Annotated in this window: 24 protein-coding genes and 3 tRNA genes; 17 read left to right on the top strand and 10 right to left on the bottom strand. The window is 41.6% G+C overall.

From position 1 onward, the window contains the following. From OCV72_RS11550 to OCV72_RS11540, 3 genes are read left to right on the top strand one after another with little or no spacing between them, the layout of a single operon-like run. On the top strand, window positions 1–831 hold the full coding sequence (locus OCV72_RS11550; RefSeq protein WP_055283948.1) for a carbohydrate ABC transporter permease: 831 nt from the start codon (window positions 1–3) through the stop codon (window positions 829–831). Between the two features lie 31 nt (window positions 832–862). Beyond that, complete coding sequence (locus tag OCV72_RS11545; protein ID WP_006427727.1) at window positions 863–2206, top strand: glycoside hydrolase family 172 protein; 1344 nt, start codon at window positions 863–865, stop codon at window positions 2204–2206. A gap of 18 nt (window positions 2207–2224) precedes the next feature. After that, entirely contained in the window at window positions 2225–3706 is a 1482-nt protein-coding gene (locus tag OCV72_RS11540) for a glycoside hydrolase family 32 protein (RefSeq protein WP_055283946.1), read from the top strand. A gap of 65 nt (window positions 3707–3771) precedes the next feature. On the opposite strand, the gene OCV72_RS11535 is transcribed toward OCV72_RS11540, so the two are convergent. From OCV72_RS11535 to OCV72_RS11520, 4 genes are all read right to left on the bottom strand, one after another. Continuing rightward, complete coding sequence (locus tag OCV72_RS11535) at window positions 3772–6069, bottom strand: DNA topoisomerase III (protein WP_055283944.1); 2298 nt, start codon at window positions 6067–6069, stop codon at window positions 3772–3774. Window positions 6070–6133: 64 nt separating this feature from the next. Then, a tRNA-Cys gene (locus tag OCV72_RS11530) sits at window positions 6134–6204 on the bottom strand. A gap of 60 nt (window positions 6205–6264) precedes the next feature. Beyond that, the gene (locus tag OCV72_RS11525; RefSeq protein ID WP_055283942.1) at window positions 6265–6903 is read right to left on the bottom strand and encodes a lactate utilization protein; all 639 of its coding nucleotides are present in this window, start codon (window positions 6901–6903) and stop codon (window positions 6265–6267) included. A 108-nt stretch (window positions 6904–7011) separates the two neighbouring features. After that, window positions 7012–8151: a PucR family transcriptional regulator gene (locus OCV72_RS11520; RefSeq protein WP_055283940.1), complete on the bottom strand. Its 1140-nt coding sequence runs from the start codon at window positions 8149–8151 to the stop codon at window positions 7012–7014. Between the two features lie 355 nt (window positions 8152–8506). On the opposite strand from OCV72_RS11520, the gene OCV72_RS11515 reads away from it, so the two are divergent. The 4 genes from OCV72_RS11515 to OCV72_RS11500 all read left to right on the top strand — a co-directional run bounded on the left by OCV72_RS11515 (window position 8507) and on the right by OCV72_RS11500 (window position 11093). After that, on the top strand, window positions 8507–9463 hold the full coding sequence (locus OCV72_RS11515; RefSeq protein ID WP_055283937.1) for an L-lactate dehydrogenase: 957 nt from the start codon (window positions 8507–8509) through the stop codon (window positions 9461–9463). 175 nt (window positions 9464–9638) lie between these two features. Further along, a complete protein-coding gene (gene gap / locus OCV72_RS11510; protein WP_055283934.1) occupies window positions 9639–10661 on the top strand; it encodes a type I glyceraldehyde-3-phosphate dehydrogenase in 1023 nt (340 codons plus the stop codon). Window positions 10662–10947: 286 nt separating this feature from the next. Further along, window positions 10948–11019 (top strand) — tRNA-Glu (locus OCV72_RS11505). 3 nt (window positions 11020–11022) lie between these two features. After that, window positions 11023–11093, top strand: a tRNA-Cys gene (locus OCV72_RS11500). Window positions 11094–11186: 93 nt separating this feature from the next. Here the strand turns inward: OCV72_RS11500 and bilS are convergent. The 4 genes from bilS to OCV72_RS11480 all read right to left on the bottom strand — a co-directional run bounded on the left by bilS (window position 11187) and on the right by OCV72_RS11480 (window position 13806). Beyond that, on the bottom strand, window positions 11187–11705 hold the full coding sequence (bilS, locus tag OCV72_RS11495; protein ID WP_055283932.1) for a flavodoxin family protein BilS: 519 nt from the start codon (window positions 11703–11705) through the stop codon (window positions 11187–11189). Between the two features lie 74 nt (window positions 11706–11779). After that, window positions 11780–12484: a DnaJ domain-containing protein gene (locus tag OCV72_RS11490; protein ID WP_055283930.1), complete on the bottom strand. Its 705-nt coding sequence runs from the start codon at window positions 12482–12484 to the stop codon at window positions 11780–11782. Then, window positions 12481–13425 carry a DUF5685 family protein gene (locus OCV72_RS11485; protein WP_055283927.1) on the bottom strand — a complete coding sequence of 315 codons (945 nt, stop codon included), beginning with the start codon at window positions 13423–13425 and terminating at the stop codon, window positions 12481–12483. Before OCV72_RS11485 ends, OCV72_RS11490 begins: the two co-directional genes overlap by 4 nt. Before the next feature lie 9 nt (window positions 13426–13434). Then, a complete protein-coding gene (locus OCV72_RS11480) occupies window positions 13435–13806 on the bottom strand; it encodes a TFIIB-type zinc ribbon-containing protein (protein WP_006427708.1) in 372 nt (123 codons plus the stop codon). A 220-nt stretch (window positions 13807–14026) separates the two neighbouring features. Between OCV72_RS11480 and OCV72_RS11475 the strand changes: the two genes are divergently transcribed. The 8 genes from OCV72_RS11475 to nagB all read left to right on the top strand — a co-directional run bounded on the left by OCV72_RS11475 (window position 14027) and on the right by nagB (window position 19162). Beyond that, a complete protein-coding gene (locus OCV72_RS11475) occupies window positions 14027–15316 on the top strand; it encodes an L-cysteine desulfidase family protein (protein WP_055283925.1) in 1290 nt (429 codons plus the stop codon). Window positions 15317–15353: 37 nt separating this feature from the next. Further along, the gene (gene srtB, locus OCV72_RS11470; protein WP_055283923.1) at window positions 15354–16190 is read left to right on the top strand and encodes a class B sortase; all 837 of its coding nucleotides are present in this window, start codon (window positions 15354–15356) and stop codon (window positions 16188–16190) included. After that, window positions 16190–16384, top strand: coding sequence for a DUF951 domain-containing protein (locus tag OCV72_RS11465; protein WP_022415154.1), 195 nt, complete (start codon window positions 16190–16192; stop codon window positions 16382–16384). The genes srtB and OCV72_RS11465 overlap by 1 nt, the downstream gene beginning before the upstream one ends. Window positions 16385–16513: 129 nt before the next feature. Beyond that, complete coding sequence (rpsF, locus tag OCV72_RS11460; protein WP_006427704.1) at window positions 16514–16801, top strand: 30S ribosomal protein S6; 288 nt, start codon at window positions 16514–16516, stop codon at window positions 16799–16801. 20 nt (window positions 16802–16821) lie between these two features. Further along, window positions 16822–17286, top strand: a complete 465-nt coding sequence (locus OCV72_RS11455; protein WP_055283921.1) for a single-stranded DNA-binding protein — start codon at window positions 16822–16824, stop codon at window positions 17284–17286. A gap of 59 nt (window positions 17287–17345) precedes the next feature. Beyond that, window positions 17346–17612 carry a 30S ribosomal protein S18 gene (gene rpsR, locus OCV72_RS11450; RefSeq protein ID WP_006427702.1) on the top strand — a complete coding sequence of 89 codons (267 nt, stop codon included), beginning with the start codon at window positions 17346–17348 and terminating at the stop codon, window positions 17610–17612. A gap of 178 nt (window positions 17613–17790) precedes the next feature. Continuing rightward, complete coding sequence (locus OCV72_RS11445; RefSeq protein ID WP_055283919.1) at window positions 17791–18405, top strand: carbohydrate-binding family 9-like protein; 615 nt, start codon at window positions 17791–17793, stop codon at window positions 18403–18405. A gap of 25 nt (window positions 18406–18430) precedes the next feature. Continuing rightward, window positions 18431–19162, top strand: coding sequence for a glucosamine-6-phosphate deaminase (nagB, locus tag OCV72_RS11440; protein WP_022415243.1), 732 nt, complete (start codon window positions 18431–18433; stop codon window positions 19160–19162). Between the two features lie 108 nt (window positions 19163–19270). On the opposite strand, the gene OCV72_RS11435 is transcribed toward nagB, so the two are convergent. Both OCV72_RS11435 and OCV72_RS11430 read right to left on the bottom strand, forming a co-directional pair. After that, window positions 19271–20134 carry an RpnC/YadD family protein gene (locus OCV72_RS11435; RefSeq protein ID WP_055283917.1) on the bottom strand — a complete coding sequence of 288 codons (864 nt, stop codon included), beginning with the start codon at window positions 20132–20134 and terminating at the stop codon, window positions 19271–19273. 612 nt (window positions 20135–20746) lie between these two features. After that, window positions 20747–21664, bottom strand: a complete 918-nt coding sequence (locus tag OCV72_RS11430; protein ID WP_055283915.1) for an AraC family transcriptional regulator — start codon at window positions 21662–21664, stop codon at window positions 20747–20749. A gap of 230 nt (window positions 21665–21894) precedes the next feature. Here OCV72_RS11430 and OCV72_RS11425 point away from each other — a divergent pair, with 230 nt between their 5' ends. Both OCV72_RS11425 and OCV72_RS11420 read left to right on the top strand, forming a co-directional pair. After that, a complete protein-coding gene (locus OCV72_RS11425; RefSeq protein ID WP_055283912.1) occupies window positions 21895–23202 on the top strand; it encodes an ABC transporter substrate-binding protein in 1308 nt (435 codons plus the stop codon). A gap of 96 nt (window positions 23203–23298) precedes the next feature. Beyond that, window positions 23299–24204 (top strand): carbohydrate ABC transporter permease, encoded by a 906-nt coding sequence (locus OCV72_RS11420; RefSeq protein ID WP_022414981.1) that lies wholly within the window; start codon window positions 23299–23301, stop codon window positions 24202–24204. Window positions 24205–24210 lie beyond the last annotated feature (6 nt).

Raw genomic sequence — 24210 nt, 5'->3', positions numbered from 1 at the left:
ATGGTACCGAAAAGAAAGAAAATTGCAATGTATGCTGCGATGATTATTATAACAGCGATTGTTGTATTTCCATTTTTATGGATGGTATTGCTTTCGTTCAAATCAAGTTCAGAGATCATGTCTAATCCATTGGCAATGCCGAAGGCATTTAATCTCGACAACTTCAAACATGCATTGGAAACATTAAACTTTCCACAATTATATGCGAACACTTTTGTTGTATGTATAGTATCTGTTGTGTTGGAACTTATTATTACATTCTGCAGCTCTTTCGTAATTGCAAGAATGGAATTTAAGCATCCGAAGGCAAAGAGTTTATTGTATGGATTTTTGATTTTGGGATTATCTGTTTCACCATTTATTTTATTGTTCCCGGTATATAAGATTAATATCTTTTTCGGGTTGAGAGGAAAATGGGCATTGATTTTTCCATATGCAGCAAGTTCGATTTCATTCAATACGCTTCTTCTGACAGCATATTTGAAACAGCTTCCTACGGAAATTGACGAAGCGGCTGTAATAGATGGCTGTAACATCTGGCAGCTGATGGTGAAAGTTATTTTGCCAATGGCAAAGCCGGTTATTGCAACAATTGTCATTTTTAACGTGTTATACATATGGAATGAATATCCGTATGCATCTGTAATGCTGAAAGATGTATCTGATTATACACTTTCTATGGGAGCTTCATTCTTCAAAGGAAATTATACGGTAGATTATGGTGGAATTGTAGCATCCAGTCTTATGATTATTGTTCCGGAACTGATCTTCTATGGATTATTCCAGAAGAATATTGTAGAGGGTATGACAGCGGGAGCTGTGAAAGGATAATTATTAACAAAAAGAAAAGGAGACTTATATTATGAGCAATGTATCAGGATTATTTAAAGATTTGACAACTGTAAAAAAAGCCAGAAACGGAAGACTTGCCAGCTGGGATCAGAGAGGTAAGAATCAGGATTATTGGGAAATCCCGGCAGGTGAGACAATCTCTCTTGGAGAAGTGGAAGGACCGGGATGTATCACACATATTTGGATGACTTCTTCCTGCAGAAAAGTAGTAGCACCAAGTATTCTTGATCCGGTATTAAATGCTTCAGCAGCTCCGGTTATGGAGATTCATCCGGCACTTGGAGTTATCTGGGATGATTATGATCCATTCTATTATAGAAAAGTTCTGATCAAGATTACATGGGATGATCAGGATACACCAAGTGTACTTGCACCATTGGGAGATTTCTTCTGTATTGGTAACAGTTATCCGGGCAATTTTTCTTCGCTGCCATTTAATGTTTCGCTGAAACCAGAAGAAGCAGGAAGATATGGAGCTCCTTGTTCTGTGTCATGCTATTTCCCAATGCCTTTTAATAAAAAAGCAAAAATTGAGATTGTAAATGAAAACGAACTTCCATTTATTTTATATTTCAATATTGACTATGAAATGTATAAAGAGCCACTGGATGAGAATACAGCATATTTCCATGCAAGCTGGCACAGAGAAAATCCTTGTCAGGGCTGGGGACCAGACCTTCAGACAAACTGTCCGGAAGTTAATAATGTAACCAATTTTAAAGGTGAGAATAACTATACAGTGCTTGACGTAGAAGGAACGGGACATTATGTAGGATGTAACCTTACTGTAAAACACTACCAGGGAAGCTGGTGGGGAGAAGGAAATGATATGTTCTTCATTGATGGAGAGGAATACCCGTCATTAAATGGTACAGGAACAGAGGATTATTTCAATCATGCATGGGGAATGCAGAAAAATGCATATCCATTCTTTGGAACTATTGTACATGAAAGTGATACGGATGGATTCCAGGTATCTTATCGTTTCCACATTACAGATCCAGTAAGATTTGAGAAACATTTGAAAGTTACGATTGAACATGGACATGCGAACCATCTGTCAGATGACTGGAGTTCAACAGCATACTGGTATCAGACACTGCCAACAGCAAAACCAATTACGATTCTTCCTGTAGAAGAGAGAATTCCAAATGTACCGGTACTTCCAGAACGCAATCTTCAGATGCCGGAATTAACAGAAGAAATGAAAGCAGCGAGAGAATCATGGGCAAAACGCTGGGAAGAGTATAAGCCTGCAAGAGAAGAACAGTTCAGAATTAAAGAAAATAAGGCCCGCCGGGAATCAAAGCTTAATACTGAATTTGCAAAGAAGCTTCGTGAAGAATATAAGTAATAATATCGGAGGCACAATATGTCAAAAGAACTGATGATTGAAAGAATAGAAAAAGCCCAGAAAGAAATTGAAGCAAAAAGAGAAACCGTACAGCAGGGAAAATTTCGTCAGGACTATCATTTTATGGCAGAAACCGGATGGATCAATGACCCAAATGGGTTGATATATTTTAAAGGAAAGTATCACTTTTTCTATCAATATAATCCATATTCCGGATTTTGGGACTGTATGCACTGGGGACATGCTGTCAGTGAAGATATGATTCATTGGGAGTATCTGCCATTAGCGCTTGCACCAAGTGAAGTATATGATGATCATTTGAAGGGGGGCTGCTTCTCCGGCAGTGCGATTGAACATGATGGAAAGTTATTCCTGATCTATACAGGAACCTGTAATAATGGAAATGGGTTTGAACAGGCACAGTGTATCGCATATAGTGAAGACGGAATCCACTTTGAAAAATATGAAGGGAACCCGGTGATCACAGCACCGGAAGGTGTTCCAACAGATCTGTTCAGGGATCCGAAAGTGTGGAAACATGATGATATCTATTATGTAGTCTGTGGAGCAAGCAAAAATGGATTTGCACAGGCAAGACTGTATAAATCGACAGATATGTTCCACTGGGAATTTGTCAATGTCCTTGCAGAGAGCAGAGGCGAATGGGGCTATATGTGGGAGTGCCCGGATTTTTATCCGGTAGGAGATAAATATGTGTTGATGTTCTCTCCGATGGGAGGAAAAGAGCGCACCAGTGTTTATCTGGTGGGAGATTTTGACTATGATACCGGAAAATTTTTCTATACAATTTCAGGGGAAATTGACTGGGGATTTGATTATTATGCACCACAGTCATTCCTGGCACCGGATGGCAGAAGGATTCTGGTAGGATGGGCGAATGCATGGGATTGGATGCCATTTTGGAAAGACTGGGGTCCGACATATCAAGAAGGCTGGTGCGGATTCTTTAACATTCCGAGAGAGGCGGTATTAGCAGAAGATAATACATTAAAGTTTATTCCTGTAAAAGAATTACAGGATCTCCGGAAGAATAAGCAGGAAGAAGCGGACATTCTGATAAAAGAAGACGAGAAAAAAGAACTTCGGAGCGGCTGTGTTTATGAAACGGAAATGCGGATAAATCTGAAAAAATCAACTGCAGACAAGATTAGGCTGAACTTAAGAATGTCTCAGGGAAAGAAGACAGAGATCCTATTTGATCTGAAGAGAGCGGAAGCATATTTTGACCGTAATAATTCCGATGGCTGGAGTAAAGGAGTCGCAAGATGTCCATTGAATTTAATGGGCAAAGAGCATCTGGATATTCATATTTATTCTGACAAAATTTCATTAGAAATATTCAGCAATGATTATCAGAATAATTTTTCTTGTAATATATATAATGTGGATGATGATCAGAAAAATGAAGTGAAAGCAATTGGCGGAGATCTGGTTATTGAAAGCATTCGGTCATGGGAACTTGAAAAGACAATGAAATAATTATTCTCTATCTGAAAAGGAATAACAAACCAGATTAGCAAAGGTTTGTTATTCCTTTTTGCATATTATTTATCTAACTTAAGTCCCGCCAGTGCCTGTGCAAATGCGTTATTCACCGGTTCGTCATTTTGCTGCTGCTGTTTCTTCAGATATTTCTGGACATCGCGCTTAGATACGCCGGCACCTTCTTTGGCACGACGGTTCTTGAATGCTTCCAGCTTCTCTTTGTAGCCGCAGGAGCATACAAATGTCTCACTGTCCCCCTTTTTGATCAGTTCCATCTTCTTGTGACAGTTCGGACATCTTGCATTGCTGGTGCGTGCGATCGTCTCGCGGTAGCCGCATTCACGGTCCTGGCAGACCAGCATACGGGAGTTCTTGCCTTTGACAGAAAGCATACGCTTGCCGCAGTGCGGGCATTTTGTATTAGTCAGGTTATCGTGACGGAAAGTTCCGTCGGAAGTCTTGATATCCTGAATTAATTCTTTGGTGTAGCTTTCGATATCTTTGATAAATACCTGTTCTTTGTGTGCTCCTTTGGCAATCTTGGCAAGTTCCATTTCCCAGGAAGCGGTAAGCTCCGGTTTTTTCAAATCTTCCGGGACTAATTCCAGAAGCTGTTTTCCTTTGGATGTCAGAAGAATCTCATTTCCCTTCTTTTCCAGCAGGAAAGAGTGGAACAATTTTTCAATGATATCGGCTCTTGTCGCTACGGTTCCGAGTCCGCCGGTTTCACCGAGAGTTTTTTTCATCTTATTATCATCAGAAGACATATAACGTACCGGATTCTCCATGGCGGACAGAAGTGTCGCTTCTGTAAAACGGGCGGGAGCTTTGGTCTTACCGCTTGTGATATTCGTGCGTGTGACAGTCAGGGTGTCGCCTCTGTGGAGAACAGGAAGTGCCTGCTCTGAAGCCTTTAAGTACATATCATTATTTTGGAAATCTTCTCCAAAATCTTCAGAATCTTCATAATCTCCGTAAGCATCATACTGTGAAGCAGAGGAACCGGAAGATGCAGCATCGGCATATACGGCCTTCCATCCGGCGGCTTTGATGACCTTTCCTTTTGCAGTAAATGTTTCACCTGCGGCTTCAGCTTTCAGTGTAGTCTGCTCATATTCAAATGCCGGATAGAGGACGCTGATAAAACGGCGTACGACCAGATCATAGATCTTGCGTTCATTGTTCGACATATGTTCCATCTGGACATATTCTTCCGTCGGGATGATCGCATGATGGTCGCTGACTTTTTTATCATCTACGAAGGCTTTGCTTGTCTTAAGCGGTTTCTTTAAGAGCTCCGGAATATATTTCTTATAAGGTCCGATATTGCAGGCTTTCAGGCGCTCTTTGATCGTTGGCACAATGTCCGTGCCGATATAGCGGGAGTCTGTTCTTGGATAGGTGAGGACTTTGTGGTGCTCGTACAGACTCTGCATGATATTCAATGTCTCCTTTGCGGAGAAGCCAAAGCGCTTATTGGCATCGCGCTGTAATTCCGTCAGATCATAGAGGCCCGGGGAAGGTGTCCGCTTGGATGAGGTATGCACATCTGTCACGGTAAGCGTCTGGTTCTTTAATTTTTTATCAAGGCCGGTTATCAGCTCTTTGTTAAAGGAGCGCAGGGAACCGCTTTTCTTTTGCTGCCATGTCCATGTGACGATAGAAGCCATAGTGCCGACAGAACCACCGGTAACAGAAGTTGTACACCGCAGTCCATAATAATCTTCCGGTTTAAATGAACGGATCTGCTGTTCGCGGTGTGCGATCATGGCAAGTGTCGGTGTCTGTACACGTCCGCAGGAGAGCTGGGCGTTATACTTGCAGGTCAATGCACGGGTGGCATTGATCCCGACCAGCCAGTCTGCCTCTGCGCGGCTTCTTGCGGCATGATATAAGTCGTTGTACGCACGACCGTCCTTCAAGTGGGCAAACCCTTCTTTGATCGCTTTATCGGTAACAGAGGAGATCCACAGACGGCGGATCGGCTTATGACAGCCGGATTTGTCCAGGATCCAGCGGGCAACCAGTTCTCCCTCACGTCCGGCATCGGTGGCAATGATGATCTCAGAGACATCTTTCCGGAAAAGCTGTGTTTTTACATTATGGTATTGTTTGGATGTCTGTTTGATCACGACGAGTTCCCATTTCTTTGGAACCATCGGGAGATAAGACATATCCCAGGCTTTGAATTTCTTATCATATTCTTCCGGGTCTGCTAAAGTGACCAGATGGCCGAGTGCCCAGGTGACGATATAATTGCTGCCTTCGATCGCACCGGAAATGTTCTTGTGACAGCCGAGAACACGGGCGATATCGCGGGCAACAGATGGTTTTTCTGCCAGTACGAGTGATTTCATATATATATACTCCTTTCAGATATAGAAAAACCCCGAAAACATGATGTTTCCGAGGTTATATAAGAGGCGCCAACCAGATTTGAACTGGTGATAGAGGTGTTGCAGACCTTTGCCTTACCACTTGGCTATGGCGCCATGCCTTACGTACTGTTAAGTATAACAAATACGTAAGATGAAGTCAAGAAAATCTGTATGTTAAAATCCGAGATCTTCATTTACCAGAATGACTTTGATGCGCTGTGGTGTCTTGGAATATCTGGTGATCAGGATCTGACAGCAGATCGTATCCGGTGTTTTGCAGTCGAAACAGGCACCTGTTTTGCAACAAGGAGTGCTCAGGTTGAAACGTTGTGCGTTGATCGGCGCGGCTTCATTTCTTGCACGGGACATGGCAGAATCTACATCGCGTGTAACTTTATTCATTCCGATGATCATCAACACATTCTGTGGTCCGGCAGCGATAGAGGATACACGGTTGGAATGTCCGTCGATATTGATCATAATTCCATCTTCCGTGATTGCATTTGCACTGGTCAGGAAGTAATCACAATCATATGCCGCAAGCTCGATCTTGCGCTTATCTTCCGGTGTCGGTGCGGTATCGCGGTTGTATACCTGATAATTTCCCTGACAGACAGCTTCTTTTAAGCCGATCTCATTGACAGACATGGAACCGCCCCAGGAGATGCTGCTTCCTTCCGGGATTAATTCCAATGCTTTCTTCAGAGCCTCTTCTTTGGAGTCTGTATAATAAGCTTCCATGTTGCGGGCTATAAGTTCTTTTACAATCTTTGCGCCTAACATCTGGTTTCGTTTGATTCGATTCTGATCCATAATGAATCCCTCCCACGTTTATGTTGTTTAGATATTTCTACTTGAAATTATAACACAGATTCAGGTCCGTAGTCTTTGAAATCATGCAGAAGTTGAGGGGATGATCATTTATATACTGCGCTTTTCCAGTCTTAAAATATAAAAAGAAAGCATGATGTTTGTCCGGTTCTCATTGGTCAGGATATCATAATCCAGAAGTTCTTTTATCTTATTCAGTTTATACGACAGCGTATTCTTATGACAATAAAGTGCATCTGCGGTATGGATGATACTACAGTCATGATCAAAGTAGACTTCCAGGATATGCAGATAATCGGTATGATGCACAGCGTCATAGTCAAGAATCGGGCCAAGTGTGGAGTTCAGGAAATCCGTTGTCAGAGATTGATTGTGGATATCGGCCAGAAGTTTGTATACACCAAGCTTATTGTACTCAAGGAAGTTCTTCGGGAGAGCAGTTTTGGTGAGCTGATAGGCGGTAAATGCGGTCTCGTAAGAGCGGTGAATGTCTGTAAGCTGCGAGACCGTAGTTCCGATCCCGACATAGACATCGGAGTTATTCTGACAGACATCGTAGAGCTTCTGAGATATATCGTTTACAGATTCACCGGCAAACAATACGATCAGATGCTTCCCTTCTTCATATACGATCCCTTTAGACATGAAATAACGGATCTTCTTTTCCAGCTGTTCCAGGTAAGAATTACCGGAATCACTGTCATAAGTGTGGCAGCTGATTATGAGGACAGTATAGTTCATGTCGCGGAAGAATCCATTGCTTTCCAGAGGATTCAGATAGGAGTCTTCATTCTCGGGGTAATAGATCGCATTTTTCAAAGCAGCGGCAAGACTGGTCTCGCGGTGTTCGTTTTTTAACAGAATCTCAGAAAAGATCCGCATGATATCAATGAACGGAGTGTCCCAGGAAGTGGAGAACAGCGGAAGCTGTATTTCATTGCAATAGTCGATAATCTCCTGGGAAAATGCAGGACGTGATTTTACAGAGATGATCAGTCCGCTGGCGTGTGCGTCTTTCAATGACTTTAAGAACTCTTTCAGCCAGTCTTGAGAGGTAAAATTCAGACCGGAGTTAAAGATCAGTTCATCACCGTGGAGCAGATGGGAGAATTCACCCTGTTCGACGGTATGGATCCAGGTTACTTCTTTATCATAAAAACTATTGGTATGAAGGATGACATCAAATTGGTTGTTAATTGCTTCATACAGGGACTGTAATTTAATTGCCATAAGTGTAGTCCTCCTGATATATGTTGATCAGAGTATAGATATATTTTATCATAATTGTGTGCGACACACAATTTATAGAATAAAATCTGTCGATTAAAACTATATTCATAGTGAATTTCATATGATATATTGTATGAGAAGTACAAAAGAATGAATATTCAACCCCGAAAAATGTGCTTCTAAAAAATCCATTCTCTAGATTTTTAAAAGACGGAAAGCTCTTCAACGAAAGTTGAGGAGCTTTTTGCAATTCCAAAAAGCAAAAAACAGAGTGCACTCTATTTACAGGTAATACCAATAGTGCTAGAATGAATAACATATTGATACTACCCAGGAAAAGACGGAGGAATGAAAAATGAAAGCAATAAAAAATGGGAAAATTGTAATTATCGGAGCAGGACATGTAGGATCTCATTGCGGACTGAGTCTTATGATGCAGGGACTGGCAGATGAGATCGTATATATTGATATAGATAAGAATAAAGCGGCAATGCAGGCACTTGATCTTGATGATATGGCCTCTAATCTGGATAGAGATTTTACAGTGAGAGCCGGAGATTATTCCGACTGTGCGGATGCGCATATCGTTGTGATGGCGGCCGGAAAGAGCCGTCTTCCGGGACAGACAAGGCTGGATATGTTCGATGATTCGATCAAGATGATGAATACGATCGTAGGACCGTTAAAAGAGTCAGGATTCCATGGGATTCTGATCAGCATTTCCAACCCGGCAGACATCATTGCTGATTTTTTAAGAAAAAGACTGGGACTTCCAAGAAATCAGGTATTCAGCACCGGAACATCTCTGGATTCAGCAAGACTCCGCAGAATGTTATCTGAGATCACCGGCGTAAGCCGTCATTCCATTCAGGCTTATTGTATGGGTGAGCATGGGGATTCACAGTTCATTCCGGTATCACATATACAAATTGGCGGAATACCGGTAAAAGAATACCTGAGCATTCATCCGGAATACCGGGATAAAATGGATTTTGATAAGATCAGTGCGGAGGATAAGGTCTGTGGATTTCACATCGTAGAAGGAAAAGGCTGTACAGAATTTGGAATCGGTGCCGTACTCAGCAATATTACAAGAGCAGTCATGCATGATGAAAAGAGGATCCTTCCGGTATCCGTTCTCCTTGAAGGAGAATATGGAGAACAGGGTATTCCAGCGGGAGTACCATGTGTAATCGGGAAAAACGGTGTGGAAGAGATTTTGGAAATCTCCCTGACAGAGAAAGAAAAAGAGCAGCTTCATAATTCATGTAACGTCATTCGGGGATTCGTCGAGAAAGCCGATCAGATGTAAAAATCGTTAATATTTTAATTACTTTTGGATGTGTTGCATTTTATAGCGTCCTATGTTACATTGACAACAGAGTACAAAAAGAATCAGAAAGAGCCAAAAACAGTGCCCCTCTAACAACAGAGACCGGAACAGGATAACCGGCAGACAAGTATGTCTTATAGGAGGTAATTGTAACATGGCAATTTCAATCGGCATTAACGGATTTGGACGTATTGGACGCGTAGCACTCCGTATCGCCATTAATCAACCAGATACTTTTAAAGTATGCGGAATCAATGTACGGAATGCAGACCTGGGTTATATGAAGTATATGATCCGGTATGATTCTACATTTGGACGTTTTCAGGGAGAACTGGATACATATGAGAATGGACTGATCATTGAAGGACAGAAGATTCCTGTATTTTCAGAATCAGATGCGGCATTGATTCCATGGGGAGCATGTGGTGCAGAGTATATTATTGATGCAACAGGTGCATACTGTACAATGGAAAAGGCAAAAGCCCATTTAGAAGGCGGTGCGAAGAAAGTTATTATCTCAGCACCGGCAAAAGATGGGGATACACCGACATTTATCATGGGAATCAACCATGACAAATATACATCGGATATACCGGTTGTATCGAATGCATCATGTACTACGAATTGTCTTGCACCAATCTGTAAAGTTCTGGAAGATAATTATGGAATCGAATATGGGCTGATGTCAACGATTCATGCCGCAACTGCAAAACAAAAGGTTGTGGACAGCCGTTCCCAGAAAGACTGGAGAACCGGACGTTCGGCATTTGGTAACCTGATTCCATCTACAACGGGAGCCGCAAAAGCAATCTCGCTTGTCATTCCGGCTTTAAAGGATAAGATGAGTGGTATTTCTTACAGGGTTCCAACTTCAGATGTATCAATTGTTGATCTGAATGTAGCGTTAAAGCAGCCGGCATCATATGATGAGATCTGCAAAAAAGTCCGGGAGGCCTCTGAGACATATTTGTCCGGCATTTTGGATTATGTAGAGGATGAAGTGGTATCTTCAGATTTTATCGGAGATTCACATGCATCGATCTTTGATGCAAGGCAGGGAATTCAAGTGAATTCCCACTTTTTCAAGGTCATCTGTTTCTATGACAATGAGTGGGGATATACAAGTCAGATATTCCGGCTGATTGAGCATATGGACAGGATAGATCACAATCGCTAATAATTAAGATGACGACAGGGGCATGTAAGATCTGATTCTGATGTAACACGTTTGATTTTATATCACACACTTCTGTAAGGGACATATGGATTCGTTATTACGATTATGAACCGGACAAGATGCGGACAGAAAAAAGCAGACAAAGCTTTTGCTGTCCGCAGAAAATAAGAAAAAATCTTAAAAATAAAAAATTTTCGGAAAATTCAAAAAAACACTTGCCAAACAACCGAGTCTATGATATATTAAATCTCGGTCGTGTGAAAAACACAGTGACAAATAAATATACGGCTCCATGGTCAAGCGGTTAAGACATCGCCCTTTCACGGCGGTAACACGGGTTCGATTCCCGTTGGAGTCATATGGCGCCATAGCCAAGTGGTAAGGCAAAGGTCTGCAACACCTCTATCACCAGTTCAAATCTGGTTGGCGCCTCTTATAAAAAACACCCGGAATATTTATTTCCGGGTGTTTTTGTCAAAGAATACAAGAAAAGCTGCCGGTGGCAGCCTCTCGTATATTATTTCGTTATAATTGAATCTTCTTTAACATATGATCGACGAATACTTTTGCATGCTCCACATCCAGATCATCCGGATGAGTAAGTGCAAGATCGAAATTCTGGATAAAACGGTCGATCTGGTCGTTATTCTCGTTAGTTCTCATGGATTCATACTTCATACGTACCTTCTGCGGCATCTTTCCCTGACAGATAAAATATCCAAGATAATCGTTGTCTGCTTCGATCCAGGCACTGACGCGTCCGGCAATATCCTTATAATATTCCGGAGAATCCCCCATTCCGCAAGTTCCGAATAAAGCGATCTGTTTGCCGCTTAAGTCACTTAAGAAGTCACTGACCTCCATACTGCAGCTTCCGCGGTGCACGCAGAATCCGATGAAGTAGACATTGGCTTCCGGAATTGTCTTATCTGTATCGATATCGATCAGATCTTTGGAATTGCCGGGAAGGCGCGAGAAGATAGATGCAGCAATTTTCTTTGTATTTCCGGATTCACTCTGATATAAAACAAGATAATCCAACATAAGAATTCCTCCTTTTTGCGTTTGTTGATGGTCACAATTTATTGTACATCTGGATTACATTGAAATTTTATGAGTTACATATAATGGCCGCCGCTGTAACCGCCCGGGGCACCGCAGCACATTCCGCCGCTGCAGCATAAGTTGCAGACGATGTTGGCAATACATAATTTTACACACCAGTCGCTTCCACCGCCGAAGGTGGTGGTATACGGATTCTGGCGTTGTCGGTACCAGCTTCCGCCGCTTTCAAACTGGTTAACTAACATCTGGTATTGATAGTTGGCTGGTTCCATGCGGAGCGCTTCTTTGGCATGCTGAAGGGCCGTTGCATTGTTGCCGAGACCGGAATTGGCAATCGCACTGTAGTAATACCACTGGGCAGTATGCTCGTTGATTCCGTTTAATACGTTCATTGCTTCCTGATACCGGCCGTTGTTGATGAAGTTGGCAGCAGCTCTTAAGTGAAGATCCTGCTCACTTTCCTGACCTGCATTACCTGCATTACCGGTCTGTCGGTATTCTCCGTAGAAGCCGCGGAACGGACCATATCCGTTCTGGCTATATGGACCGTAATTCCCGGATGAGCCGTATTCCCGCTCTTTCATGATCTGCTGATAGGCCTGCTGGACTTCTTTGAATTTCGCCTCTGCCTGATCCTTGTTCGGATTATTGATATTGGCATCCGGATGATATTTTCGGCTGAGGTTACGATATGCTTTTTTTATCTCGTCATCAGAAGCATTACGGGATACTCCTAAGACACTATATGGATCTGTCATTGTTCTTGATCTCCTGTTGTTGAATTATCTGTGTCAGGATGTGGATTATCATTCGTGGTTCTACCGGAAGTGGAATTGCCGTCAGCAGTATCTGCAGCGTTGTGTGTATTCTTGCCGGCGAGTCTTTCGGATGTTACGGCAGTGTATCTGCTCCATACTCCGGAATAGAGAACGTTCCGCAAGATCTCTGCATGCAGCAGTATCGGAAGCTGTTCGAATTCCCTGGAGCATTCCGACATCATAAGCGTCAGAAGGCTGCGGCAGTCATCTGCAAATGCAGGATCGTCTAGGTATGCCTTCCTGAATGGATTATAGCTGCCGGATTTGATGTCTTTTTCGACATCATCGTAGGCATCCATCAGATAGATGAATTTTCCGAGGAAGAATCCGATCTTACGAAGAGAGGATTCCCATTCATCGTGGCGGTATGCAAAAATCTCAGCCATGATATTGCCAAAAAGTCCGGACATAAGATCCAGATTCTGTTCATTTTCTGCCTCATATTTTGAGATTTGGGCGAGATTTTCTGAGATGACCTTACATTTTACGGGATATAATTTTTCAATCTTCTTTATCTTTGAATGCAAAAGTTTTGCGGCAACAAAAGATTTCTTCCTGTGTTCGTCTGCCCAGTCATCTTCACACTTATAATAAGATAACAGCATGTTGATGGCTGCGGCATATTCAGTAAATTCATTGGTCTTTGCCGCATGCTTTTGCATGGGATGTGCAATACAACGGACCATCTCTGTCTTTGTGTCCGGTTCATAAAGACCGGTGAGCAGGATCACAAGAAATGTCATATCAAAGGATAAAGTCACCTGACCTCTTCTACCATAACATTCTTTTAAGACTTTGCATAGTCCACAGTAATAAGAATGATAGACATCATAATCTTTGAATTTCATCTCGGCTTTGTTGATAGAAATATAACCAAACATGGGAACTCCTTAGCTTCGTTTGATAAATCTGGTGTTACACTTCGGGCAGCGGATCTCAATCTTGCCTTTTCCTTTTGGAACACGGATCTTCTGTTTGCATGACGGACATTTGTAAATGTGGTGTGTCTTGCGCTGTGTTATCATGTTACGCTGCCTGTAGAAAAATGTCCGGATGCCGCGTGTCATCTGCAGATATTTCTGATTCTCGGCGGCTCGTTTGTAAGTATTTTTGGAAAACATCCGGAAATAAGAATAGATGATACCGGCCCATGCCAGCCAGGAAAGGATTCCCCGATGCGTCCATCCTGCGATCAGCATAAGGATCAGGGATCCCCAGATGGTAAATTTGCCAAAGGAATCAACACCATATCTTCCGTACATAAAACGTATAAATCTGTCTTTTAGTTTCAATTCATTCACCTCTTAAAATAGTACTTGCAATATACATTTAATCATACGCCGGGAATAGGAAAAATCAATAAACAGAGTATTAAAATTTCTAAAGATTTTAGATGAGAAAAGTGCAGAAACTGCGGTGGATGTGTTAAGATAAGAATGTTAATTTTGTAGAACAGGGTTGATAACGGGGAGGAGGCAGAATATGCAGAATCTGACGGAGCTGATCAGAGAAGATATGAAACCGGCACTTGGCGTGACCGAGCCGGGAGCTATCGCATTTGCCGTGGCAAGTGCGAAGAAATATACGGAAGGTAAGATTGTAAATGTACATGTGGCATTGAATTCCGGTATGTACAAGAATGCATTTACCTGTGGAATTCCTAATTCGGAGAGATTCGGCAACTATTATGCGGCGGCACTTGGGGCGGTAGCGGCAGATTCGGAAAAAGGACTGGAATCGCTGGCAGATATCACACCGGAAGATGATGAGAAAGCGGCGCAGATGGTGAGCGACGGTCTGGTGGAAGTGGTTATGGATCATGTCGGATCCGAGATCACGATCGATGCCGTGGTGACAACGGAGAATAACCGGTGTAAGGTGATGATCCGGGATGCACATACGAATATCGTAAAGATAGAAAAAGACGGCATTGTAATATTTGAGACAGAAGATAAGATGTACAGGGGTGAATCCCGGAAAAAGCAGGCACGTCCGGTAATTCACGGATATTCCCTGGCAGAGATTCTTCGATATGTAAATACAGTTCCGGTTGAAGAGATTGCGTTTATAGAAAAAGCGTATACGATGAATCTGGAATTGTTAAAAGAAGGACTGGCTTCGGACAGGGCAGTGTTCGCAAAGAAACTTTATCGTGAGAATGGCAACCGGATCATATCCAGGGATGCACTTAAGACGGCACAATTACTGTGTAACGGTGCGATAGAGGCCAGGGTTCTGGGCCTTTCCAGACCGGCTATGAGCATTACCGGGAGCGGTGCACACGGAATCATTGCGACGATGCCGTTGTATGCGTACCGGCATGCCAATGAAGATAAGACGGATGATGAGACCCTGTGGAGAGCAACTGCACTCAGCTATCTGATCACGATGTATATCAAAGAGTACTCAGGAAGATTATCGGCATTTTGCGGCTGCGGGATTGCAGCCGGAACCGGGATGGCCTGTGGACTGGCATATCTGCAGGGAGCGGATGGAGAAAAACATACAAAAGTGATTCAGAATATGGCAAGCGGTCTGACCGGAATGATCTGTGACGGAGGCAATCACGGATGTACGATGAAAGGGATCGTGGCAGTAGATGCAGCATTCCGTGCAACAGATATGGCAATGGATGATATCTGCATAGAAAATATTCATGGAATCAACGGCAGGACTCCGGAAGCAACTATGAAGTACATGGGAATGATCGCATCCCCTGGAATGACAGGGACGGAAAAGACGATCGTAGAGATTATGGAATCGAAAAAGTAAAGAAAATAGAACAGCACAGGGAGGGATCGAATCCGGAATGGGAAATGAAAATGCAGACAATGAAAGAAAAAAACATCACCGCGGAAGAAGGCGGAAGAAAAAAGGGAATATAATCGCCAATGTGATTCTTGTGATCGCACTGATCGTATTCTGCGTGTCGGGCTTTCAACTGTTTAAGATCGGAAAAGGTTATCTGGATGGAAGAAGTGAGTATGATAAAGTGCGGAAACTTGCGGTGACGGATGATAAGAATAAAAATGATAAAGATAAAAATCATAGTGAAGACGGAGATGATACATTCTCTGTTGATTTTCAAAAACTGTTGGAGATCAATCCGGATACGATCGCATGGATCAGATTCCCGGATGAGCCGAGTCAGATCAATTATCCGGTTGTTCAGGGAACGGATAACAGTAAATATCTGAAGAAAACATTTTCGTCTAACGAAAATACGCTGGGAGCAATCTTCCTGAATGTTGACAATCAAAAGGATTTTTCGGATAAAAACTCTGTAATATATGGACATAGAATGCGGGACGGTTCGATGTTCCGTCACCTGCAGGATTATGATACCCGTGAATTCTGGAAGAATAATCCATATTTTTACATATATACCGTTGATGGAAGAATTCTGAAATATCATATTTATTCGGCAGGACAGGTAGTCGACACTTCGGAATCGTATCAGACAACATTTGAAACAGATGAAGAATATCAGGAATTTTTGAATATGACGCAGAGTACTTCTCTGTATAATACCGGCGTGGAAGTGACAACGGCAGATACGATCGTTACATTGTCGACCTGTACCAGTGCCAGTGATAATCACCGGTTTGTTGTAAGAGGGGTAAAAGAGGAGGAGACGAAACAGTGATGAAGAAAGAATATACCTATGAAGTAGGAGATGTGGTAACAATGAAAAAGCCGCATCCATGTGGAAGTAAAGAATGGGAGATACTAAGGGTTGGAGCAGATTTCCGACTGAAATGTATGGGATGCGGACATCAGATCATGATCGCCCGCAAATTGGTAGAAAAAAATACAAAAGATTTGAAGAAAAAAGCTTGAAAGAATCGAGACTTTATGGTAACATAAGAACTCGTGATACAATAATTCTGTCCTAAAATAGAGACAGAAATCCTTGCTCCCACATAAGATGAGCGGGGGCCAAAAGACCAGAAGGAGGTGCAAGACGACATGAACAAATATGAATTAGCTGTTGTTGTCAGTGCAAAAATCGAAGACGACGAAAGAGCTCAGGTAATCGAAAAGGTGAAAGCATTAGTTGAACGTTTCGGTGGACAGATCTCTGACGTTGATGAATGGGGTAAGAAGAGATTAGCTTACGAGATTCAGAAGATGAAAGAAGCATACTACTATTTCATCCACTTCGAGTCTGATGCTGAGACTCCAAGCGAAATCGAGCAGAGAATTCGCATTATGGACAACGTTATCAGATTTTTATGCGTTAGACAGGATGCATAAGCAGGAAGTAGAGGTATAATATGAATAAAGTAATTTTGATGGGACGCTTGACAAGAGATCCTGAGGTAAGATATTCACAGGGTGAGAATTCTACAGCGATCGCAAGATATACATTAGCTGTAGACCGCAGATTCAGACGTAACAACGACGGAGAGCAGACAGCTGACTTTATCGGATGCGTAGCTTTCGGAAGAAGTGCAGAATTTGCTGAGAAATATTTCCGTCAGGGACTGAAGGTTATCGTAACCGGACGTATTCAGACAGGAAGCTATACCAATAAAGAAGGTCAGAAAGTATACACAACAGATGTTGTTGTAGAAGATCAGGAATTTGCTGAAAGCAAGGCAGTAAGCGACGCAAATGCAGGAAGTTTCCGTGCGGCAGCTCCATCACCGACTCCGGCACCAGCCACGCCAGTATCTGATGCAGGTGACGGCTTCATGAACATTCCGGATGGAATTGATGAGGAATTACCTTTTAATTAGGCAATAGTACCATGCTGTGGTACTTGCCGCATTTCATTTTGTTGAAAGGAGAAACCAAAATGGCTTACGATAAAGGAAATCGTCCAGAAGGCGGCTTCAAGAGAAGAGGCGGCGGACGCAGAAGAAAAAAAGTTTGCGTATTCTGTGGAAAAGAGAATAACGAAATCGATTACAAGGATACAGCAAAATTAAGAAAGTACATCTCTGAAAGAGGAAAAATTCTTCCTAGAAGAATTACTGGAAACTGCGCTAAGCACCAGAGAGCTCTTACAGTAGCAATCAAGAGAGCACGTCACATCGCTCTTATGCCATACGTACAGGACTAATATTGAATGTTGAAAACCGTCAGTGCATTGCACTGGCGGTTTTTTGCGTAAAGAATGCTGTCACGATTGGTTTATTTTTTTGTACGTTTGTCTCTTTGATTTTATACAATCTTGTTTTTCTGCGGTATATTTGCTAGATTGAGATAGAAGCCATTAACTATGCAACAGGAGTCGGCATATGGAAGTTCGGTTGATAGAAAACAAAGAGTTATTAGAATCAGTAGAGCTGTTTAAAATCGAAAATCTGTTATGGGGAACAGAGAAGATTGAAAAAACTTATGGGTATATTGGATTTGTTCAGGGGGAAGGATTGTATATCAAACTTGTGTGTGAGGAGAAGGATCCTCTCCGGGTTTATAAAGAAGACCAGGATCCGGTTTACAAAGACAGTGCTATGGAGGCTTTTTTTCAATTTAAAGGAAATGATACGGCAGCAGATGATATTTATCTTAACTTCGAAATGAATGCAAATGGTGCACTTCTTGCATGCTATGGAAAGAATAAGATGAACCGGATACCATTTACGCCGGATCAGATACGGAAGATGAAATGTAGCGCAGAAATACAGGAAGAGCAATGGAATGTGAATCTTACGCTTCCGATAGAAATACTGGAACAAGTATACGGGAAATTGAATTTACAGGAAGGATCCGATTTTCGCTGCAATTTCTATAAAATTTGTGAAACAAAGGAATACGAACATTATGCAGCGTACAGATGCGTGGAAAGCGAACGGCCGAATTTTCATCTGCCGGAGTATTTTGAAAATGCAGTAATTTTGAAAAGAAAGTAACAAATACAATTGGGAGGTTGTACTTATGAAAATTTACAAAGCAAAAGATTACAAGGACATGAGCAGGAAAGCAGCGAATATCATCTCTGCACAGGTGATCATGAAACCAAACTGTGTACTGGGACTGGCAACAGGATCTACGCCAATCGGAACTTATGATCAGCTGGTTGAATGGTATAACAAGGGAGATCTGGATTTCTCGGAGGTTACGACAGTAAATCTGGATGAATACAAGGGATTGCCACGTACGAATGATCAGAGCTATTATTACTTTATGCATCAACATCTGTTTGACCGTGTGAATATTGATCCGGAACGGACCAATGTTCCGAACGGAATGGAGCCGGATGCGGAAAAAGAATGTGGAAGATATGAAGAACTGATCCGATCACTGGGCGGTGTGGATCTTCAGCTGCTCGGACTCGGACATAACGGACATATCGGTTTCAATGAGCCGGGAGAAGCATTTGAAAAGGAAACACATTGTGTAGATCTGACAGAGAGTACGATTGAGGCAAATAAGAGATTCTTCGCATCTGCCGACGATGTGCCAAAACAGGCATATACGATGGGAATCAAGACAATCATGCAGGCAAAGAAGATCCTGATAGTAGTGAATGGAGAAAACAAGGCAGATATCGTAGAGCGTGCTTTCTTCGGCCCGGTCACACCGGAAGTGCCGGCTTCTATTCTCCAGCTGCATAATGATGTGACGTTGGTTGGGGATGAGGCAGCGCTTGCTAAAATTGGGATTTAATTCAGGAAGGCTGTGGATACCCGACCGATTTATTACAAATAAGTCCCCAGTTGTTACCGGAAACATGGATGAAAAGGGAGCTGATCAACTACGATCAGCTCCCTTTTACTAGCAATTTATAATCTTTTCCACTTCATCTTCTTTCGTTTTCAACAGTTTTGAAATCTCAGCAACTGTAAATTTTGCTTCATATAGATTTTTTATAAGATTCTTTTTTTCCTCAAATTTTCCCTCTTCTCTTCCCTCATCATATGCTTCGCCTCTCTGTACTTCAATATCTGTCTCATAATCATACTCAGCCGTTAACATATTTACAACCTCGCTTCCTTTTCTTTTTAGATAGTCTGCAAGAATTCCTTTTTCTATACATTCTTCAATTGCATGTTTATATGGTTCTACATCTTTTTTCTTCTGATATTTACGGATTATTTCTATAAATTCACTATATTCCCGTATTATCGGACAACGCTCCAACAATTCATGTCCTGCTTCTGGATTGATATTAATCACCCGGACTTTCAATTCCAGCATAGGATCATCACTCTTCGTTTCAAATGCATCTGATAACTTTAATATCTTCTCTTTTTCCATAAAATCCTTGCCATTATACAATGTATAAAATTCAGGTGTAGGAAAATGAACCTGTCCTTTCTTATACCTGTCTTTTATCGGAATTAACTGTTCCAATACTCTTCCAATATACATAAGTTCTCTGAGAGGCATGTTGTTATTCAATGTCGACTGATGTTCTCCAAGAACTAAAACCTGATCTCCTGTTTTAAATGAAAAATCATTTTTAAAATTCATATATACAACATTTTCTACTCGCAGTTTCTTAATCTCTATATTGTTCGGTAACTGCTCCTCATGTAAGGCATTATAAAAAGAACGTTCATTTTCTTCTGCAGATTCATCTTCATACATCAAATCTACCAGTACACTACTTTTTGCTTCTCTGTTTTCTTTTCCCATCCGGACTCCTTTCCGCACTTTGCACGAAAAAATCCCGGATATTTACTTTTAGTATAAGCAAAATATATTTTTTCTGCAACATCAATCGTGCAAATATGCTTTTCATTTTTCCTTTGTTTCAAAATTTTCTGTGAATTATCTTCTGATTTCCCTCACGAATAGCTAACGCTATTTTGAAATATACAAGACCCGATTCTTATATATTTTGAATTTATCCGACAGACAGAATAGCTGTCGATGAATGTATATTAACATAACATTCCTTAAATGGCAATTGCGTAACCGTAGTGGACTCCGCCGGGTTACACTTCCGGGCATTTTATTTATTAACATCTGCTGCCAGTCACGACTTGAAGGAAACAATAGATAAGAATTATTGTGAATGTGGAATGCCGTTAGAAACAATCAGAGAGTCAGAAGCACCGTTAAAGGAACGAAGCGAACGTGTTTGAGGCGAACGCCGAGTTTGAGCGTAGTTCCTTTGCTTTTAGGTGATTCTGACTCTCTTAGTGTTTCTTATGGTATGGAACCTGAACAAGAAGCCTTATCTATTGTTTCCTTCAAGGACTGAGAGGCCGCTTCCCCAGTTAATAAATTAAATCCCAAGAAAAATTATTTGAATTCCCCCTCCGCCATAGCCTTAATCGAAGATGCATACTCCGAAGGAGTCATTCCGGACACTTTTTTGAATTGTCTGGAAAAATAATGGATGGAGGTATACCCAAGGTGTTCTGCAACCTGAGTAAAATTTAATTGCTTGGTACGTATTAATTCTTTTGCAGCATTGATCTTCAGCATTGAAAAATATTCAATGATTCCGAGATCACAATGTTCTTTGAAAATCTTTTGGAGCTGTGAACGTCCGATCAGATTGTCTTTGCAGATCTGGTCAATGGTAACATGTGTGTTCAGATGGCTTTCCAGGTAGTCGGTAACACGATTGAAAACTTCGGCATCGCTTTTACTTTTTGTAGCTTTGGGGGCATCTACTTTTGAAAGTTTTTTCTGAAGGACGACCGGATTGGAATAGCGGCGGATCAGGTGGATCAGAAAATGTTCCAGATAGAGTCTGATCATCTGCTGAGATCCAAATGTATTGGAATCCTTTAAAGGCATATTCTGTAGATAAGGATCATCCAGTCTGCAGTCAAAACAGCGTCTGGCTTCTATTATAATGTCGGCAAGCAGATTACGCTCTGTCTCATCAATCCGCAAGATCCTGTCATTGAAAAAGTACATGGCATCATCATGGCATTCAAAAGAAATAACAACCAGGTTGGGCGCAATATTGCCGGTCGCTTTAACATTATGAAATTCATTGGGCTTGTGAAAAACGAGATCTCCTTTTTTTAATATCGTATGCGTTTTTCCTCTGGTTACATCAACTTCGCCTTTGTCGACACAGACAAACTCCCAGAAGTTGTGAGATTCTCCTTCAAAGCTGAAATCACTCATATATTCAAAATAATGAATACTGAAGATTCGTCCTAAAGTGATAGAATTATGTAAATCCACTCCATAGTATGCCATGCTTATTCTCCTTTGCGTGTATGTTTTACAATATGTTTTGTAAATAAAAGCAAGTCTGTGAAAATAATACTTTGTAAAATCTATACAATATGATACAATAAATTTGTTCAAAAATCAAATAACTAATGCAGATAGTGCAAATTTAGAGTTCTATAAGACAAAGATTTTTGTGCAAATTTGTATTAGAATAGATTTAACAACAAACGATACGAAATAGGAGGAAACGTGTTATGAAAAAGAAAATTGTGAGCGCACTTCTGTGCGTGGCAATGGCAGCTTCACTGGTTGTAGGATGCGGAAGCAAATCAGGTTCAGACAGTGGAAGCAGCAAAGGTGGGGACAAACTTGTATACTGGGCTATGTGGAGTGAGGATGAACCACAGGCAAAGGTTATCAAGGAAGCTATCAGTAAGTATGAAAAAGATACTGGTGTTAAGGTTGATGTACAGTTCAAGGGACGTACCGGACAGAGAGAGGGACTGGAGCCGGCTTTGAGCGCAAAACAGCAGATTGATTTGTTTGATGAAGATGTTAACCGTGTAAACGGAAGTTGGGGAAAATACTTATTAGATCTGGAAGATATGGCTAAGGATTATGAATCTGAGCACGGTAACGAGACATTGTTCAAGATTGCACGTAATGCATATGGTCAGACACATGATGGAGATGATACATTACACAGCATTCCATATCAGCCATCTATCTTTGGTTTCTTCTACAATAAGACATTATTTACAAAAGCAGGAATCGAATCCGTACCAACTACATGGGAAGAATTAGATGCAGCTTGTGCAAAATTAAAAGAAGCAGGAATTACACCAATTACAGCAGATGATGCTTATCTGACATCATTCATTGGATATCATCTTGCAAGATATATCGGACAGGATGGAGTAAAAGCTCTGGTAACAGGAGAAGAATATAATGGCGAATCTGTAACATGGGATGATGAAAAAGTTAAAGCAGCAGCAGAAAGTTTTGCTGATTTCGCTAAGAAAGGTTATTTCTCAAAAAATATCGCAACAAACAAATATCCGGCAGGACAGAATCAGGAATTCGCTCCTGGTGATGCAGCAATTGTTATCTGCGGATCATGGCTTCCGAATGAAGCAAAAGATTCTGTAGCAGATGATCTTGAATGGGGTTACTTCAACTACCCATCAGTTCCGGACGGAAAAGATGATAATACAGCTAACAACATTGCAAACCAGGTACTTGCAATTAACAAGGATTCTAAGATGGCAGACGAAGCATTCCAGCTTATCGAGTACATTACAACAGGTGAGTACGATAAGAAGATGACAGAAGATGCTCTTTGTATCCCAACTGACAAAGCCAATTCAGATGCATGGCCGACAGAACTCGCAGGAGTAAAAGAAGCATTCGATGCAACAACAACTTTCTATGACTGGGCAGCAGGCGTAGAAAGCAACAATGATATCACACCTGTGCTTCAGGAAAATACACAGAAACTTGCTTCAGGCAAACTGGACGCAGCAGGATTCATCAAAGCAATGAAAGAAGCAGCAGGAAAGTAAAATCAGACAGTAAAGAAAAGAGACTAGATAGTGATCAATATGGTGGCAGGGCGGTTACTACGCGGCCACCATATTTTAGTAAAAGGAGGCATATACGTGAAGAAGAATAAAAAAATGATCGTTGGGTTTCTTGCCCCGGCAGTAATCATCTTCCTCATAGTATTCCTGTATCCGATTATCAGAACCATTATGATGAGTATGTATAAGATCGAGTCAGTAACGGATACAATGGAATGGTGGACATTTGTTGGATTGGGCAACTACCAGAAGTTGTTTACGACAGCGATCTTTAAAACAGCAATGATGAACATTTTGAAAATCTGGGCACTGGGTGGAATCATCGTATTATCGGTGTCCCTGTTATTCGGAGTAATCCTGACAAGTGGAATACGCGGGAAGAAATTCTTCCGTGCAATCATCTATCTTCCGAATATCGTAAGTGCGGTAGCGCTTGCAACTATGTGGCTGCAGTATGTATATAGTTCTAAGTTTGGACTTTTAAAGGGCGTTTTAGATTCGCTTGGATTACATAAACTTGCGAAAACTCCATGGCTGGATTCCGATCACAAGTTCTGGGCATTGCTTTTTGCATACTGCTTCGGAATGATAGGATATCATATGTTGATCTGGATGAGTGGAATCGAAAGAATCAGCCCGGATCTTTTTGAGGCGGCAACAATTGACGGTGCGAATAAACCGCAGCAGTTCCGCTATATGACAATGCCTCTTTTAAAAGGTGTATTTAAAACAAATATTACAATGTGGACAGTAAGTACAGCGGCATTCTTTGTATGGTCGCAATTGTTCTCAACGGTTACGGCAGATAAGGCAACAATCGTACCGGTACAGTATATGTATATGCATACATTTGGCGCAGGTAATGCGGTGACAGAGAGAAATGCAGGATATGGAGCTGCAATCGGTATCATTCTGTGCGTATGTGTAGTGATCGTATTCTCAATCTGTAACAAATTGATCAAAGATGATGATCTTGAATTTTAGAAAGGA

Origin of the sequence: Dorea amylophila (genome assembly GCF_025567265.1) — a bacterium.
Classification (GTDB): Bacteria; Bacillota; Clostridia; order Lachnospirales; family Lachnospiraceae; genus Dorea_A; species Dorea_A amylophila.
The sequence above is the reverse complement of the archived record's forward strand: the minus strand, read 5'-3'. Positions and strand labels throughout refer to the sequence as shown.

Coding starts and splice junctions, on each gene's coding strand:
- OCV72_RS11550 (WP_055283948.1), top strand. CDS start 1: ATGGTACCGAAAAGAAAGAAAATTGCAATGTATGCTGCGATGATTATT.
- OCV72_RS11545 (WP_006427727.1), top strand. CDS start 863: ATGAGCAATGTATCAGGATTATTTAAAGATTTGACAACTGTAAAAAAA.
- OCV72_RS11540 (WP_055283946.1), top strand. CDS start 2,225: ATGTCAAAAGAACTGATGATTGAAAGAATAGAAAAAGCCCAGAAAGAA.
- OCV72_RS11535 (WP_055283944.1), bottom strand. CDS start 6,069: ATGAAATCACTCGTACTGGCAGAAAAACCATCTGTTGCCCGCGATATC.
- OCV72_RS11525 (WP_055283942.1), bottom strand. CDS start 6,903: ATGGATCAGAATCGAATCAAACGAAACCAGATGTTAGGCGCAAAGATT.
- OCV72_RS11520 (WP_055283940.1), bottom strand. CDS start 8,151: ATGGCAATTAAATTACAGTCCCTGTATGAAGCAATTAACAACCAATTT.
- OCV72_RS11515 (WP_055283937.1), top strand. CDS start 8,507: ATGAAAGCAATAAAAAATGGGAAAATTGTAATTATCGGAGCAGGACAT.
- gap (WP_055283934.1), top strand. CDS start 9,639: ATGGCAATTTCAATCGGCATTAACGGATTTGGACGTATTGGACGCGTA.
- bilS (WP_055283932.1), bottom strand. CDS start 11,705: ATGTTGGATTATCTTGTTTTATATCAGAGTGAATCCGGAAATACAAAG.
- OCV72_RS11490 (WP_055283930.1), bottom strand. CDS start 12,484: ATGACAGATCCATATAGTGTCTTAGGAGTATCCCGTAATGCTTCTGAT.
- OCV72_RS11485 (WP_055283927.1), bottom strand. CDS start 13,425: ATGTTTGGTTATATTTCTATCAACAAAGCCGAGATGAAATTCAAAGAT.
- OCV72_RS11480 (WP_006427708.1), bottom strand. CDS start 13,806: ATGTACGGAAGATATGGTGTTGATTCCTTTGGCAAATTTACCATCTGG.
- OCV72_RS11475 (WP_055283925.1), top strand. CDS start 14,027: ATGCAGAATCTGACGGAGCTGATCAGAGAAGATATGAAACCGGCACTT.
- srtB (WP_055283923.1), top strand. CDS start 15,354: ATGGGAAATGAAAATGCAGACAATGAAAGAAAAAAACATCACCGCGGA.
- OCV72_RS11465 (WP_022415154.1), top strand. CDS start 16,190: ATGAAGAAAGAATATACCTATGAAGTAGGAGATGTGGTAACAATGAAA.
- rpsF (WP_006427704.1), top strand. CDS start 16,514: ATGAACAAATATGAATTAGCTGTTGTTGTCAGTGCAAAAATCGAAGAC.
- OCV72_RS11455 (WP_055283921.1), top strand. CDS start 16,822: ATGAATAAAGTAATTTTGATGGGACGCTTGACAAGAGATCCTGAGGTA.
- rpsR (WP_006427702.1), top strand. CDS start 17,346: ATGGCTTACGATAAAGGAAATCGTCCAGAAGGCGGCTTCAAGAGAAGA.
- OCV72_RS11445 (WP_055283919.1), top strand. CDS start 17,791: ATGGAAGTTCGGTTGATAGAAAACAAAGAGTTATTAGAATCAGTAGAG.
- nagB (WP_022415243.1), top strand. CDS start 18,431: ATGAAAATTTACAAAGCAAAAGATTACAAGGACATGAGCAGGAAAGCA.
- OCV72_RS11435 (WP_055283917.1), bottom strand. CDS start 20,134: ATGGGAAAAGAAAACAGAGAAGCAAAAAGTAGTGTACTGGTAGATTTG.
- OCV72_RS11430 (WP_055283915.1), bottom strand. CDS start 21,664: ATGGCATACTATGGAGTGGATTTACATAATTCTATCACTTTAGGACGA.
- OCV72_RS11425 (WP_055283912.1), top strand. CDS start 21,895: ATGAAAAAGAAAATTGTGAGCGCACTTCTGTGCGTGGCAATGGCAGCT.